This is a genomic window from Streptomyces broussonetiae, from assembly GCF_009796285.1.
Lineage (GTDB): Bacteria > Actinomycetota > Actinomycetes > Streptomycetales > Streptomycetaceae > Streptomyces > Streptomyces broussonetiae.
In genome coordinates this window covers 4,715,404-4,729,492 of sequence record NZ_CP047020.1, presented here as the reverse complement: position 1 = coordinate 4,729,492, position 14,089 = coordinate 4,715,404, and the positions used below count along the sequence as shown (strand labels likewise).

General features: G+C 71.6%; 13 protein-coding genes, 2 tRNA genes, 1 pseudogene and 1 riboswitch. Of the genes and pseudogenes, 7 read left to right on the top strand and 9 right to left on the bottom strand.

Annotated features, from left to right (window positions below):
• Positions 1–201: 201 nt before the first annotated feature.
• Positions 202–275: transfer RNA gene (locus GQF42_RS21875), tRNA-Lys, on the top strand.
• Positions 276–371: 96 nt separating this feature from the next.
• Here the strand turns inward: GQF42_RS21875 and GQF42_RS46000 are convergent.
• From GQF42_RS46000 to GQF42_RS21860, 4 genes and pseudogenes are all read right to left on the bottom strand, one after another.
• A pseudogene (locus GQF42_RS46000) lies at positions 372–509 on the bottom strand (arsenite S-adenosylmethyltransferase); the annotation flags it as partial.
• 118 nt (positions 510–627) lie between these two features.
• Entirely contained in the window at positions 628–1,284 is a 657-nt protein-coding gene (locus tag GQF42_RS21870) for a DUF2637 domain-containing protein (protein WP_158922442.1), read from the bottom strand.
• A 303-nt stretch (positions 1,285–1,587) separates the two neighbouring features.
• Positions 1,588–2,196, bottom strand: coding sequence for a TetR/AcrR family transcriptional regulator (locus GQF42_RS21865; RefSeq protein ID WP_158930418.1), 609 nt, complete (start codon positions 2,194–2,196; stop codon positions 1,588–1,590).
• Between the two features lie 233 nt (positions 2,197–2,429).
• Positions 2,430–3,134 (bottom strand): TetR/AcrR family transcriptional regulator, encoded by a 705-nt coding sequence (locus tag GQF42_RS21860; RefSeq protein WP_158922440.1) that lies wholly within the window; start codon positions 3,132–3,134, stop codon positions 2,430–2,432.
• A 139-nt stretch (positions 3,135–3,273) separates the two neighbouring features.
• Between GQF42_RS21860 and GQF42_RS21855 the strand changes: the two genes are divergently transcribed.
• Positions 3,274–3,924: an NADPH-dependent FMN reductase gene (locus GQF42_RS21855; RefSeq protein ID WP_375990685.1), complete on the top strand. Its 651-nt coding sequence runs from the start codon at positions 3,274–3,276 to the stop codon at positions 3,922–3,924.
• A gap of 14 nt (positions 3,925–3,938) precedes the next feature.
• On the top strand, positions 3,939–5,363 hold the full coding sequence (locus tag GQF42_RS21850) for a DHA2 family efflux MFS transporter permease subunit (RefSeq protein ID WP_158922436.1): 1,425 nt from the start codon (positions 3,939–3,941) through the stop codon (positions 5,361–5,363).
• Positions 5,364–5,365: 2 nt separating this feature from the next.
• Here GQF42_RS21850 and GQF42_RS21845 read toward each other — a convergent pair whose 3' ends face one another.
• Positions 5,366–6,016, bottom strand: coding sequence for a GTP cyclohydrolase II (locus GQF42_RS21845; RefSeq protein ID WP_158922434.1), 651 nt, complete (start codon positions 6,014–6,016; stop codon positions 5,366–5,368).
• Positions 6,017–6,114: 98 nt separating this feature from the next.
• Positions 6,115–6,648, bottom strand: coding sequence for a MarR family winged helix-turn-helix transcriptional regulator (locus GQF42_RS21840; protein WP_158922432.1), 534 nt, complete (start codon positions 6,646–6,648; stop codon positions 6,115–6,117).
• A 59-nt stretch (positions 6,649–6,707) separates the two neighbouring features.
• Here GQF42_RS21840 and GQF42_RS21835 point away from each other — a divergent pair, with 59 nt between their 5' ends.
• Positions 6,708–7,841 (top strand): dihydrofolate reductase family protein, encoded by a 1,134-nt coding sequence (locus GQF42_RS21835; RefSeq protein WP_158922430.1) that lies wholly within the window; start codon positions 6,708–6,710, stop codon positions 7,839–7,841.
• A gap of 60 nt (positions 7,842–7,901) precedes the next feature.
• On the opposite strand, the gene GQF42_RS21830 is transcribed toward GQF42_RS21835, so the two are convergent.
• Positions 7,902–7,975 (bottom strand) — tRNA-Met (locus GQF42_RS21830).
• Positions 7,976–8,137: 162 nt separating this feature from the next.
• On the opposite strand from GQF42_RS21830, the gene GQF42_RS21825 reads away from it, so the two are divergent.
• From GQF42_RS21825 to GQF42_RS21815, 3 genes are all read left to right on the top strand, one after another.
• Complete coding sequence (locus tag GQF42_RS21825; RefSeq protein WP_158922427.1) at positions 8,138–9,319, top strand: PP2C family protein-serine/threonine phosphatase; 1,182 nt, start codon at positions 8,138–8,140, stop codon at positions 9,317–9,319.
• 255 nt (positions 9,320–9,574) lie between these two features.
• A riboswitch (cyclic di-AMP (ydaO/yuaA leader) is annotated at positions 9,575–9,740 on the top strand.
• A gap of 9 nt (positions 9,741–9,749) precedes the next feature.
• Positions 9,750–10,778, top strand: a complete 1,029-nt coding sequence (locus GQF42_RS21820; protein ID WP_158922425.1) for a M23 family metallopeptidase — start codon at positions 9,750–9,752, stop codon at positions 10,776–10,778.
• Between the two features lie 79 nt (positions 10,779–10,857).
• Entirely contained in the window at positions 10,858–11,802 is a 945-nt protein-coding gene (locus tag GQF42_RS21815; protein WP_158922423.1) for an aldo/keto reductase, read from the top strand.
• A gap of 73 nt (positions 11,803–11,875) precedes the next feature.
• On the opposite strand, the gene GQF42_RS21810 is transcribed toward GQF42_RS21815, so the two are convergent.
• On the bottom strand, positions 11,876–13,180 hold the full coding sequence (locus GQF42_RS21810) for a PrsW family intramembrane metalloprotease (protein ID WP_158922421.1): 1,305 nt from the start codon (positions 13,178–13,180) through the stop codon (positions 11,876–11,878).
• A gap of 74 nt (positions 13,181–13,254) precedes the next feature.
• Positions 13,255–14,082, bottom strand: a complete 828-nt coding sequence (gene trmB / locus GQF42_RS21805) for a tRNA (guanosine(46)-N7)-methyltransferase TrmB (protein WP_199272752.1) — start codon at positions 14,080–14,082, stop codon at positions 13,255–13,257.
• Positions 14,083–14,089: the final 7 nt, after the last annotated feature.

Sequence of the window (14,089 nt, the reverse complement as noted above, 5' to 3'; positions counted from 1 at the left end):
CCGGTAGCCGATCGAGAGGGGCTTCGCCTGGTGGCCGTGGTAGCCGCTGCAGCAGCGCTCACATCGGTACTGAACGTACTGGTCAGCGGGCACTTTTGCGTGAGCGATGCGTGAGCGGACGGTGCGGCACGAGCCGACATGGGACAGACTGGCAATCATTCTGGAGATGCCCTGACCAGGTACTTCCGGACTCCGACGCACGGCCCGGAACCACCCGGCAAGCCTTGGCCAGGACTTTTAATCCATTGGTTGTGGGTTCGAGTCCCACAGGGCCTACGGCTGCAGGGGAGGGATTACCCCCTCTGACCTGCTGCGCAGCGCTCGGGTCGGCTTCGGTCGGCTCGGGCGCTGACTCGTTTTCGGGCGCGGTCGTCTGCGAAGACGGCGGGCTTGCCGACGGACAGGTCGATCAAGCAGTTGGGGACGACGACGTCGAGGGTGTGCGCCGTGAGGGGGATGGCCTCGGTGGTGCCCTTGAGGAACTCGACATTCCCGGCGCCGGCCTTCTGGTGGGCGCCGCGCTCGGGCCGGGCGCCGTGAGCGGCGCCCGGCCCGGCTTCGGCCGGCCGGGCGCCGCTTCGTCCTCGCCGCGTGCCTGCGGCACCCGGGCCCGGGTGCGACGGCGATTCACGCGGCGTCGTACGGCCCTTGGGGCTTGGCGCCGCCACGCCGGTCCTGCGCGGCGTGCCGGGGCCTGACCACCTTCGACGAGACCTGGCCGACGATCTCCCAGAAACACACCAGTGCGGTGATCGGCGGAATCCCAAAGATGATCAGGGAAAGCAGCGAATGTGATGAGTGGCTGACGCACAGGGCGACCGACATCGCCGAGGCGCCCAGCAGAACGCACCAGGATCTTCGCGCGCTCCTGCTCTGTACGGTGGCCCGCAGAATGGACAGGGCCGCCACGAGCCACGGCCCGTACACCGTCAGCGGCCACCACTGTGCCAGTCTCATCGGCAATACGGAGGACGCGGTGGCGCGGAGCTGGGCATAAGAATAGGAAAAGGACCAGCCCAACATGCAGACCGCGCACACCGAGATGGTCGCGATCAAGATCGTGACGTGCGTGCCTCGCTGGTTGTCGCGCGTCCAGCGGGATTCCGCGTGGTGTTTTCGCCGGTTTCTGCGATGGCTGGACCGTCCGTGCGGCGGGCTCGGATCGGGGTGCGCGGCAGCGGCGCTGGAGAGCATCTGGGCCAGCTCCTCGGCAGGATCCCACTGTATCTCGAGCGTGCTGAACTCGGTGGCACCGAAGATGTCTTCATTGTGAATACTGTCCATCGGATAAGTCCTACAGCCCCACCATCGCCCGCAGGTACTCGCTCTCCAACTGGGTGATCTTCCTCAGGAAATCGTCGAGAAGATCCGAACAGCCGTCGATGAACACCTCGCCTTCGTTGGATTCCATCCGAAACGTGATACTTGTGTGAAGATCCCTGGCCGTATGCCTTTCGGTGCGTGTCACGACCGCCTAACGAGTCCCTCGGGAGGCGGGGGTGTCGGGCATTCGGGTGTTCTTGTAACCGGAAAGTGGTGCGGCCGGGTCAGATATATCAATGAGCGAAAATCCGAGTGGACGGGAAATTACATTCCGTGAATATAGGGCGAGTTGGTCCGCTCGGGGGACACGAGCCGTTCGACCGCGGCCCTGACCAGCTCGTCCCGTTCCGTCTCGGACAGGACGTCCGGCAGGGTGAGCTGTTCGAGGATCAGCCAGTTCAGTGACAGGTAGAGCAGTTTTACGGCCGTGGCGTCGCCGGGGAGGCCGGAGGACTCGTGGTAGGCGACGTTGGCGGCGAGGTCGGCGCGGACCCGCTCGGTGAGCACCGTGCGCAGTCCCGGGCGGCGGGTGGCCTCCAGGCGGAGTTCCAGCAGCGCGAGACAGCCGGTGCGGAAGGCGGAGACCCGGCCGACGAGTTCACGCATCAGCTCCGCGTACGTCTCGCGGTCGCGGCCGGCCGTGCGCTGGCGCGCGATCGTGGCCTCGTCCGGCCGGAGCCGCTCGTAGACACGGGCGCCGGCCTGGGTGAGCAGGTCATCGCGGTTGGCGAAGTAGTTGGACGCCGTGCCGGTGGGGACGGCGGCCTCGGCGTCCACCGCCCGGAAGGTGAGCCCGCGCGCTCCCTCCCTGGCCAGCACCTCGATCGCGGCGTCGACGAGCCGGGCACGCCGTTGGTCATTGCGTCTCACGATGGACTACGGCTCCCGTCCGGGGTACTTCCGGCCAAACCACTCAGGGGAGAGTACTGCGCCAGGAGCTACCCGCACCGGGCTGCTCTCCGGCTTTCGCTCAAGCGCGGGGTCCGGGCGCCGCGTGCCCGGACCCCGGACGGGCGGCGTGGGCGTGCTGTGCCCCGGCGCACGTCTCCCGCCCAGGTCCTGTCGGTTCGGTGCGCCGCTCGGGAAGACGCTCGGCGTGCCGACGCTCAGCCGGTGGGTCCGGTGCCCGTCCGTCCGTAGGCCCGCAGGAACGCCGCGACCCCGCTCCTGACCAGGCGGTCCGTCTCCGCCGGCGGCAGGGGCAGGACGCCGTAGTGGGTGAGCTGGACGATCGTGTGCGCGGTCAGGGCCGTGAAGTGGGCGGCGGCCATGGCCGGATCGCCGTGCGCGTCGAGCAGGCCGGCGTCCGCGAGACGCGCCATCGCCTCGGCGACCGCCCGGCCGACCGGCGCCGGGCCCGCCTCGTGCCAGGCCTTGAGGACCTCCGGCGGCACATGGTCGGCCTCGGCGTGGATGTGCCGGACGAGGGCGAAGTGGTTCGGGTAGTCGGTCATGAGGCCGACGAACGCGCGGGCCAGGGCGACCAGGTCGCGCTCCAGGTCCTCGGCGTGCGGCGGCCGCTCAGGGTCCAGCACCTCGCGCAGCCGGGCCAGTTGGGCGTCGCGGACCTCGCCGGACGTCCAGGTCACCACGGTCTGGAAGAGCTGTGCCTTGCCGCCGGGGAAGTGGTTGTAGAGCGTGCGTGTGGAGACGCCGGCCTCGGCGGCGAGCGCGTCGACCGGGGCGCGCGCGTAGCCCTCGCGGCCGAAGACCGTACAGGACGCGCTGGCGATGGCGATCTGTTTCTCCAGCTTGCGCGGTGAGACCTCGCGTCGCGCCCGTTCCGGTGGCGACTCGTTCGTTCCGCTCACACCCGCCTCCTCTCCTGCTCCCCTGCCCGGCCACTCTAACCGACCTACAACGCTCGTTGTAATTTTTACAACGAGCGTTGTACCTTGCTGCACGGGAGGTCGCACCGGGCGGCCGACCATGAGGAGATGGGGGACACCTGTGTCTGTCACCGGCAAGGAAGCCGTCACCGGCAACGAGACCGATGGAGCACCGGAGAGCCGCGAAGCGCCGCTGCGCGTCGCCGTCGTCGTCGGCAGTGTCCGGGAGGGGCGCCAGGGCCGGGCCGTCGCCGACTGGTTCCTCGGGACCGTCGCCGGCGACCCGGGCCTCGTCCTCGACGTCATCGACCTCGCCACGGTGGACCTGCCGCTCGTGCTGCCCGGCTGGGGCGGCAGGCCGGACCCCGGGACCGCAGCCGTCCTGCAGGACGTCTCGCCCCGGCTCGCCACCGCCGACGCATTCGTCGTCGTCACCCCCGAGTACAACCACAGCTTCCCGGCAGCCCTGAAGAACTTCATCGACTGGCACTACACCCAGTGGCAGGCCAAGCCCGTCGGCTTCGTGTCGTACGGCGGTCTCGGCGGCGGGCTGCGCGCGGTCGAGCAGCTCCGGCTGGTCTTCGCCGAACTGCACGCCATGACCGTGCGCGACTCGGTCAGCCTGCACGGGCCCTGGTCCGGCATCGCCGAGGACGGCCGCCCGCGCGACGCCGACGTCTGCGCGGGCGCCGCCAAGGGCATGCTCGGTCAACTCGCCTGGTGGGCACGGGCGTTGCGAGCAGCGCGGGCCGAGCGCCCCTACGCGGGCTGAGGGCGGCGGGAGGCATGCCTGCGACCGTGCCCGTCACGGCCCCCGTGCGCCCGGGGCCGGACCCCACCGATCCGGCCACCGTCCTGCGGCGCGCGCTCGCCGTCACCGTCATCGGCGCGACGATGGCCGTGCTCGACATGACGATCGTGAACGTCGCGATGCGCTCACTGTCGGAGTCCTTCGGTGCTCCGCTGGAGACCGTCCAGTGGACCGCCACCGCGTACACGCTCGCGCTCGCCGCCGTCATCCCGGTCGCCGCCTGGGCGATGGCCCGGATCGGCGCCAAGCGCACCTACACGACCGCGCTCGTCCTGTTCACGCTCGGCTCCCTGCTCGCCGCCTGCGCCTGGGACGCGGGCAGCCTCATCGCCTTCCGCGCGGTGCAGGGGCTGGGCGGCGGACTGCTGCAGCCGGTCGGGATGACGATGGTGATGCGGGTCGCCGACCGGCGCCGACTCGGCCGCGCGATGGCTGTGGGCGGGCTGCCGATCCTGGTCGGACCGGTTGTCGGGCCGGTGCTGGGCGGCCGGCTGGTCGACGCCGCCTCCTGGCGGTGGATCTTCCTGGTGAACCTGCCGGTGGGTCTGCTCGCCCTTGCGCTCGCCGTACGGCTGCTGCCGCGCGACGTACCGGACGCCGGGACGCGCGCCGCCGCCCGCCTGGACGTGCCCGGCCTGCTGATGCTCTCGCCGGGTCTCGCCCTGCTGCTCTACGGCCTGGCCCGGGGCGGCGAGCGCGGCGACTTCGTTGCCCCCGGCGCCCTGCTGCCCACCCTTGCGGGCGCCGCCCTGACGGCCGCCTTCGTCCGCCGGGCGCTGACCGCGCGCGAACCGCTCCTGGACCTACGGCTCCTGCGCGACCGCACCTTCGCCGCGAGCGTCACCACGCTCGCCCTGTTCACCTGCGGCTACTTCGGCTCGATGCTGCTCGGCCCGCTGTACTGGCAGCAGGAGCGGGGCCTGAGCGCGACCGCGGCCGGGCTGCTGGGCGCTCCGACCGGGCTCGTCGTCGGTACGGCGATGCAGTTCGCGGCGCGGTGGGCCGACAGGACGGCCCCGCGCCGGCTGATCCCGGCCGGTATCGCGCTGGCCGCCCTCGGGATGGCGCTGCTGGCCTGGCAGACGGGCGTGCCCCAGGTGGCGGCCTGGCGGCTCGTCGCCTCGGCCATGGTGATGGGGGCCGGCACCGGCATGGTGCTGATGCCGACGATGACGACCGCGGCCCGGGAGCTGCCGACGGACCGGATGCCCGCGGCGAGCACCGCGCTCAGCATCAACTCCCAGCTCGGGGCGTCGGTGGGCACGGCGCTGCTCTCGGTGGTCCTGGGCACGACGGGCCAGGACCCGGCGGGTTTCCGCCTCGCCTACGCCGTGGCGGCGGCCCTGCTGACCCTGTCGGTCCTGCCGGCCCTCCGCCTGCCGGGCCGCCGCCGGCCGTGACGTCAGCCCGCGTTGCGCCCCGCGAGGTCCGTCAACTCGGCCAGCGGCAGCGTGTGCTGGGTCTGCAGGACCTTTGCGCGCAGGTAGCGGACGTTGTGGGCGGTGGTGAAGACGCCGGTCGGCACCCGGTCCCGTACGACGACCCCCAGCGCGCGCAACTGCTCGGCCTTGTCGGGGTTGTTGGACAGCAGGTCCAGCTCCTCGATGCCGAGGGCGGCGAGCATCTGGGCGGCGGCGGTGTAGTCGCGGGCGTCCTCCGGCAGGCCGAGCGCGGCGTTCGCCTCGTACGTGTCGAGGCCCTGGTCCTGGAGGGCGTACGCGTCGAGCTTGTTGTAGAGGCCGATGCCGCGGCCCTCCTGGCGGAGGTAGAGCAGGACGCCGCCGCGGTCGGCGATGCGCTCGACCGCCTCGCGCAGCTGGGGACCGCAGTCGCAGCGGGCCGAGCCGAAGACGTCGCCGGTGAGGCACTCGGAGTGCAGCCGCACCAGCGGGACGGAGCCGGGGGCCGGGTCGCCGAGGACGACGGCGACATGCTCCTGGCCGTCGGCCAGGCCGTGGAACGTGACGAGTTCGGCGTCGACGCTGTAGCCGTCGTGGAAGCACAGCGGTACCCGGACGCGGGCGCGCGGCGTGGCGGCGGGGGTGTCGGGCATGCGGGTCCCTCCGAGAACAGTTGCTTCATATTTGAAGCAGCGGTACGCGGGGACCCTACCCCATGCTTCAAAGTTAAAGCAATTGTTTCGGGTGCGACTCACGAGGACGCGGGCGGCGCGGACGACGGACACGACGAGCGGCGGCGCCACGGCACGTCGTCCGCCCCTGAGCCGGTGTCGTCGCCCTGCAGTCCGTGCGCGACGCCCGTGAAGATCTCCTCCAGCTGCCGCACCTGCGCGGGCGTCAGCCGGTCGAAGAGGGTGGCCCGCACGGTCTCGACATGCCCGGGTGCCGCACGCTCCAGCACGGCCATCCCCTCGTCCGTCAGCACGGCGATGCTGCTGCGCTTGTCCCAGTCGCAGTCCTCCCGGCGCACCAGCCCGTCCCGCTCCAGCCGGGACACCGCGTACGTCAGCCTGCTGCGCGTGATCTTCACCGTCTCGGCGAGATCGGTCATGCGCAGCCGGCGGTCGGGCGCCTCGGAGAGGTTGGCCAGCACCGAGTAGAAAAGGTGGGGCATGCCGGCGTCCTGCTGGAGCTGCCGGTCCATCGCGTCCTCCAGAAGGTGGGTCGCGGCGATGTAGGCGCGCCACGCGCGCTGCTCCTCGGGGCTGAGCCAGCGGGTCGTCATACAGCCAGTGTAGGTTTGTTTCAAACTTGAAGCGATACCCCCGCAGGGAGAGCGCGCCGATGTCGTACCCGTATGTGCTGCTGTCCGCCGCCGTCTCTCTCGACGGCTACCTGGACGACACCGGCCCCGAGCGCCTGCTGCTCTCCAGCCCGGCCGACTTCGACCGGGTCGACGCGGTACGGGCCGAGTCCGACGCCATCCTGGTCGGCGCCGGCACGATCCGCGCCGACAACCCGCGGTTGCTGGTCAACTCCGCCGAGCGCCGTGCGGCCCGGGTCGGGCAGGGCATGCCGGAGTACCCGCTGAAGGTGACGGTCACCGCCTCCGGCGACCTCGACCCGGCCGCGAAGTTCTGGCACACCGGCGGCGACAAGCTCGTCTACACGACCGACCGGGGCGCCGAGCGCGCCGCCCGTCTCCTCGGCGACAGCGCGGACGTCGTACCGCTCGGCCCCGCCCTCGACTGGCGGGTGCTCCTCGAGCACCTCCGGGTCGTGCGTGGTGTGCGGCGCCTGATGGTCGAGGGCGGCGGTACGGTCCACACCCAGCTGCTCCAGCAGGGCCTCGCCGACGAACTCCAGCTGGTCCTCGCCCCGCTCCTCGTCGGTGACACGGACGCCCCCCGCCTGTTCGGACCGGGGACGTACCAGGCAGGCCGGCTGTGCCTCGTCGAAACCCGCCGGATCGAGGACGTCGTCCTCATGCGCTACGAGCCCACCGCCCCCGGCACCGGCCCCGCCCCCGTCGCCGCAGACCGCCACTGGCTGGGCGCCGCCTGCGCACTGGCCGCGCTGTGCCCGCCCTCCGGGACGGCGTTCAGTGTCGGCGCGGTGGTGGTCGCCGCCGACGGCACGGAGCTGGCGCGCGGCCACTCGCGCGAGGGCGGCGACCCCGTGGTCCATGCGGAGGAGGCCGCGCTGGCCAAGGTCGATCCGGCGGATCCGCGGCTGGCCGGTGCCACGGTGTACAGCAGCCTCGAGCCCTGCGCCCGCCGGGCCTCGCGGCCCGCGCCGTGCTCCGAGCTGATTCTCCGGGCGGGGGTGCGGCGGGTGGTCACGGCCTGGCGCGAGCCGGACACCTTCGTGGACGCGGCCGACGGGAGCGGGGTGCTGGTGAAGGGGGGTGCCGAGGTGGTCGTCCTGCCGGAGTACGAGTCGCAGGCCAAGGCGCCCAACAGCCATCTGGTGCGGTGACTGTCCCGCACAACGACTCAGGGCCCGGAATCCAGTGGATTCCGGGCCCTGAGTCTTCAGTAGCGGGGACAGGATTTGAACCTGCGACCTCTGGGTTATGAGCCCAGCGAGCTACCGAGCTGCTCCACCCCGCGTCGTTGTGTCACCAGTGTACGTCATGCGAAGGACTGCTTGCACATCGGTTGCTCCGGGGGTGCCGGACGGGGCCGTCGCTTCATCCGCTCGGGTCACCGAGGTCGCCCGGCGGGCCCGCCGCCGCCACGCTGGACGCATGTCGGACACGTGGGAGACGCGCGGTGGGTCCTGGAGAGGTGGAGGAGAGCCGGTGCGCCAGGGCGGGGGGCCGGTTGCCCGGGGATCCCGTGCCCGATCCGGGCCTCGGTGACGAGACCGCTCCCGCGCCGCCGTCGCGCCGTCCGAGCCCGCGCTCCCTGGCCCGCGCCCTGCCCGCCCTGCTGATCGCCCTCGGGGTCCTGTACGGCCTGCTCACCCCGAGCGAGTTCACCGCCGTTCCGTTCTTCACCGCCGCCCCGCTGATCGCCGCACCCCTGTCCTCGCTGCGCACCACCCTTCTGACCGGCGGCGCGGCCGTCGCCGCGATGTACGCGGTGCGCGCCCACAGCGGCGAGCATCCCGCCGTGGGCATCGTCACGGACGTCGTCACCGTGGTCTCGGTCGCCCTGCTGGCCGTCGCCATCAACCGCGTGGTCCGCCTCGGCGACCGGCGGCTCGCCTCCGCCCGGGAGATCGCCGAGGCCGCCCAGCGGGCCGTGCTGCCGGAGCCCGCCGAGCGGATCGGCGGCTTCGAGATCGCCGCCTGCTACGAGGCGGCCCGGCAGGACGCGTTCATCGGCGGTGATCTGTACGCGGTGCAGGACAGCCCGCACGGGGTCCGGCTGATCGTCGGGGACGTGCGCGGCAAGGGCATGGGCGCGGTCGCCGCCGTCGCCGTGGTGATCGGCGCGTTCCGGGAGGCCGCCGAGCAGGAGGCCACGCTGGAGGCGGTGGCGCTGCGGCTGGAGCGGGCACTGACCCGCGAGGGCACCCGGCGTGCGGGCATCGACGCCTTCGAGGGCTTCACCACCGCCGTCCTTGCCGAACTCCCGCACGGCGACGGGCTGGTACGGATCGTCAACCGCGGTCATCCGCCCCCGCTGCTGCTGCACTCCGACGGCACCCTGCGCACCCTGAGCGCCCCCGAGCCCGCGCTGCCGCTCGGCATGAGCGACCTGGGGATGTGGCCGGATCAGGCCCTGGAGGAGCGCTTCCCGGGTGGGGCGACCCTGCTGGTCCACACCGACGGCCTGTCCGAGGCCCGGGACGCCCACGGCCGGTTCTACGACCCCGAACGACGGCTCGCCGGGCGCGTCTTCTCCGGGCCCGCAGCCCTGGTCGCCCGGCTCGCCGAGGAGGTGCGGGGGCACTCCGGCGGCGGGATGACGGACGACATGGCGCTGCTCGCCGTCCGGCATCCCTGACGCGCCGCACCCCACCCGTGATCACCTTCACCGACGGTGACCGGACGACCGCCGTCCGCATAACATCTGAGACACCATCAAAAACGCCGATGCTCCTGAACGTCGGCCAACTCGTCCGGTTTGCTGTGGTCCTGGACGGTAAGTCCTGGCCGGAAAGCGTTAACGATCAAGCCGAACGGCTTGGAAAGTGCCTGTCAGGTCTATTAACGTTCGATAACGCAGCGCGGTCGTCCCAGCCGTCACAAGAGACGGCTCCGTGCGCACGCGCCGAATCCCGCAAGGGAACCGGGGAACCACCACCTTGGGGTGAATCACGCGGACACCGACGTGAACTCACGGAGTCACGCCCGGTATACGCGCGTAGGAGACCTTCCTGCTCCGAACCCGTCAGCTAACCCGGTAGGCGACGGAAGGAAAGGAGTACGCCCGCGTGGCGTCCAACCGGCCTGCCCCCGAAGCCCCGTTCATACCGGCGTCCGACGAGCCCGAGACCTTCGGTTACGGCTCCTACCGCGCCGAAGAGGGCCCTTGGGAGGAGTGGAACCCCACCGAGGACTCCGTCACCCAGGTCCGCGGCCGGCACCGCGTCGCCAAGCAGCGCGGCGGCTTCGCCCGCAGCTCCACCGTCCTCGGCGTCGGCGTCATGGCCGCGGTCGGCGCGGGCGGCATGGCCAGCGCCCACACCGGCAAGCCGCCGGTCTCCATCTCCCTGCCCGACCTGGACTCCGTCGGCCACCTCTTCGGCGGCGGGTCCTCCACGGCGCCCAAGTCCACCGGCACCGGGCTCAGCGACGTCGGTGTGAGCACCGACAGCAGCAAGAGCGGCGGCGCCGGCGAGGCGCTGCGCAACCGGATCATGGCGCAGGCCGAGCAGCAGCAGAGCAAGGCCGACAGCAAGGCCACCGCCGCCGCGATCGCCGCCGCCGACAGGCAGACCGCCGACGCGGCCGCCAAGGCGGAGAAGGACGCCGCCGCCAAGGCCGCGGCCGCCAAGGACAAGGCGCAGGCCGACGCCAAGCAGGCCGAGGAGGCCAAGCGTCTGGCCGAGCTGGCCAAGCAGTACACGCTGCCCGTCGTCTCGTACACGATCACCGGCACCTTCGGTCAGCCCGGCGCCATGTGGTCCTCCGGCTACCACACGGGCCTCGACTTCGCCGCCCCCACCGGCACCCTCATCAAGGCCATCCACGGTGGCACGATCACCCAGGCCGGCTGGGCCGGCGCCTACGGCTACCGCACCGTCCTCACCCTGGACGACGGCACCGAGCTGTGGTTCTGCCACCAGTCCTCGATCAACGTCTCGGTCGGCCAGAAGGTCTCCACCGGTGACGTCATCGGCCGTATCGGCGCCACCGGCAACGTCACCGGCCCGCACCTGCACCTCGAGGTGCACCCGAACGGCCAGGCCAGCGCGGTCGACCCGGCGCCGTGGCTGCGCGGCAAGGGCCTCAACCCCTGAGCGTGACATCCGGGTGAAACGCGGGAAACCGGCGCCGGCGGCGGAATGAGATCATCCGCCGCCGGCGTTGGAATGAGGCATGACTTCCCTGCGCACACTCGGCTCTTCCGACCTCGAGGTCTTCCCCCTCTCCCTCGGCGGCAACGTCTTCGGCTGGACCGCCGACGAGGAGACCTCCTTCGCCGTCCTCGACGCCTACACCGCGGCGGGCGGCAACTTCGTCGACACCGCCGACTCCTACACCGCCTGGATCGAGGGCAACCAGGGCGGCGAGTCCGAGACGATCATCGGCAAGTGGGTCAAGGCCCGCGGCAACCGCTCCGACGTCGTCATCGCCACCAAGGTCAGCCAGCACCCGCAGTTCCAGGGCCTGTCCGCGGCCAACATCAAGGCCGCCGCCGACGCCTCCCTGCGCCGCCTGGACACCGACTACATCGACCTCTACTACACCCACTTCGACAAGCCCGAGGTCCCGGTCGAGGAGATCATCGGCGCCCTCGACGAACTGGTGAAGGCGGGCAAGGTCCGGCACATCGCCGCCTCCAACATCACCCCCGAGCGGCTGAAGGAGTCCCTCGACTTCTCCGAGCGCGAGGGCCTTGCCCGCTACGTCGCCCTCCAGCCGCACTACAACCTGGTCTCGCGCGACACCTACGAGGGCCCGCTCCAGGACCTGGTCGCCAAGGAGGGCCTGTCCGCGGTGCCGTACTTCTCCCTCGCCGCGGGTTTCCTGACCGGCAAGTACCGCCCCGGTACGACGGTCGACAGCGCCCGCGCCGGCCGGGCCCAGGAGTACGCCGGGTCCGAGCGGGGCCAGAAGGTCCTCGCGGCCCTGGACGAGATCGCCGCCGCCCACCGGGTCCCGCACGCCACCGTCGCCCTGGCCTGGCTCGCGGCCCAGCCGACGATCACGGCCCCGATCGCCTCGGCCCGCACGGTCGAACAGCTGCCTGCGCTGCTCGGGGTGGCGGACCTGAAGCTGACGCAGGAGGAGATCGCGAAGCTGACGGACGCGTCCGCGTAGCGGTTTCCTTTGTCACGGTGCTCGGCCACGACGGCGGATTCCTGCGGCGACGAACCCTGCGCAATCCCCAGGTCTACGACCGATAGGGGTTGTACGCGGCATAGGGCGCCGCCGGATACCCGAACTGCGGCGCCCACTGCATCGGCATCGGCATCGGTGCCGGAGCAGCCGCCCGCGCGGCGTATTCCAGGGCCGACCGCGCGGCAGCCCTCCGCTTCCACAGCTCGTCCAGCAGCTCCCGCTCCCGTACGACGAAGTCCGCCCCGGCCTTGCCCCTGCGCCCCCGGTGCCGCAGCAGCGCGAGCGCCGTGGCGTACGCCTCGTAGTGCGCCACCTCCCGCGCCACCGGTGTGCCGCCGTGGTGCCGGGCGTAGTCCCGGGCCGCGCGCCGCGCCCGCATCGAGCCCAGTGCGAACGGCTCGGCCGGCCCCAGCCACCCGGCCAGCACATATGCGGGCAGTTCCGTGCGCACGGTGCGCAGTTCCCGCTGCCGTGTGAGGACGGCCAGCCAGGTCAGCAGCCCGAACACGGGCACCATGAAGCAGCCGTAGACGGCGAAGAACCCGAACTCGCCGAAGGTCGAGGAGCCGTTCCACAGGGCGTGCATGCTCATCGCGAGCAGCAGCCCGGACAGCGGCAGCAGCACCCGCCGCGCGCGCTGCCGCTGCGCGGAGAACGCCGAGAGGCCGAAGCCCAGGCCGGTCATGGTGGTGAACAGGGGGTGCGCGAACGGCGACATCACGATGCGCACGAAGAAGGTGGCGGCGGTGACGGAGGCGATGCCGCGGTCGCCGCTGAGCTGGTCGGCACCGAAGGCCGTGCCGAGGTAGAGGATGTTCTCGGTGAACGCGAAGCCGGTGGCGGTGATCCCGGCGATCACCATCCCGTCCACGATCCCGGTGAAGTCACGTCTGCGGAAGAGGAAGACCAGCAGGACGGCCGCGGCCTTGGCGGACTCCTCGACGATCGGCGCTATCACGGTGGCACCGAGGGTGTCGGCACTGGCCGGATCGGCCGTGGCGGTGGCTATCCACTTGGTGGCGAAGCTGTTGGCGACGATGGCGATCAGCGCCGCCGCGCAGGCCCCCCAGGCGAAGGCGAAGACCAGATTCCGCCAGGGGCCGGGTGCCACCCGGTCCAGCCAGCGGAAGGCGGCTATGAGCCAGGGCACGGGCAGCACGGCCAGCCCGAGCCCCACGAAGAACCCCTCGGTGCCGGTCTGCCTGCGCACCAGCGCGAGGATGACCAGCCCGGACAGCGCAAGCAGCGTGATCAGTGCCCCGTACCGCACCGCCCTGCGCTGCCACCAGTGCGGATGGCGGAGCGCACCGCCGCCGGGGCTGGGTGGATACGTCGGATACGGAGAACTGGTGGCCACGGCATCGACCCTAACGGTGGCGGGACGAGGGGCTGGAGCGGATTACCGGACCCGAGGACCGGGTCGGCTGTGGACTAGGCGTTCGGGTGCGGTACGCGTCGGAACAGCAGGTCGTTCACCACATGTCCCTTGTCCAGCCCCTGGCCCTCGAAACGGGTCAGCGGCCGGGACTCGGGGCGTGCGGCGAAACCGCCGTCCGCCTGCGTGTTCTCGAAGTCGGGATGCGCGGTGAGCACCTCGAGCATCTGCTCGGCGTACGGCTCCCAGTCGGTCGCGCAGTGCACGAGCGCGCCGGGCCGCAGCCGGGTGGCGGCGAGGGTCAGGAACTCCGGCTGGATGAGCCGCCGCTTGTGGTGCCGCTTCTTGGGCCAGGGGTCCGGGAAGTACACGCGCAGCCCGTCGAGCGAGTCGGGTGTGAGCATCTCCCTGAGCAGGATGATCGCGTCCCCGTTGGCCACCCGGACGTTGGACAGCCCGCCCTGGTCCGCGAGGCTCAGCAGGTTGCCCTGCCCCGGGGTGTGCACATCGACGGCGAGGATGTTGGTGTCCGGAGCGGCGGCGGCCATCTGCGCGGTGGCCTCGCCCATGCCGAAACCGATCTCCAGCACGACGGGCCTGTCGTTGCCGAACAGCTCGCCGAGGTCGATGACCTGCTGTCCGTCGATGTCCAGTCCCCATTCGGGCCACAGCCGCTGCAGGGCGTCGGCCTGCCCGGCCGTCACCCGGCTGCGCCGCGGCTGAAAGCTGCGGATCCGCCGCTCGAAGTGCGACCCGGCGGGATCGGCCTTGGGCCCGTCAGGAAAGCGCGGCTCCCCCTTGGCCCGGGTGCGCCGGACGGACACACCGGGTGCGTGGGGGACGGCCGGGGCGGGGGCTTCGGGGGTGTTCAGCGAGTCAGACACAGTGCTA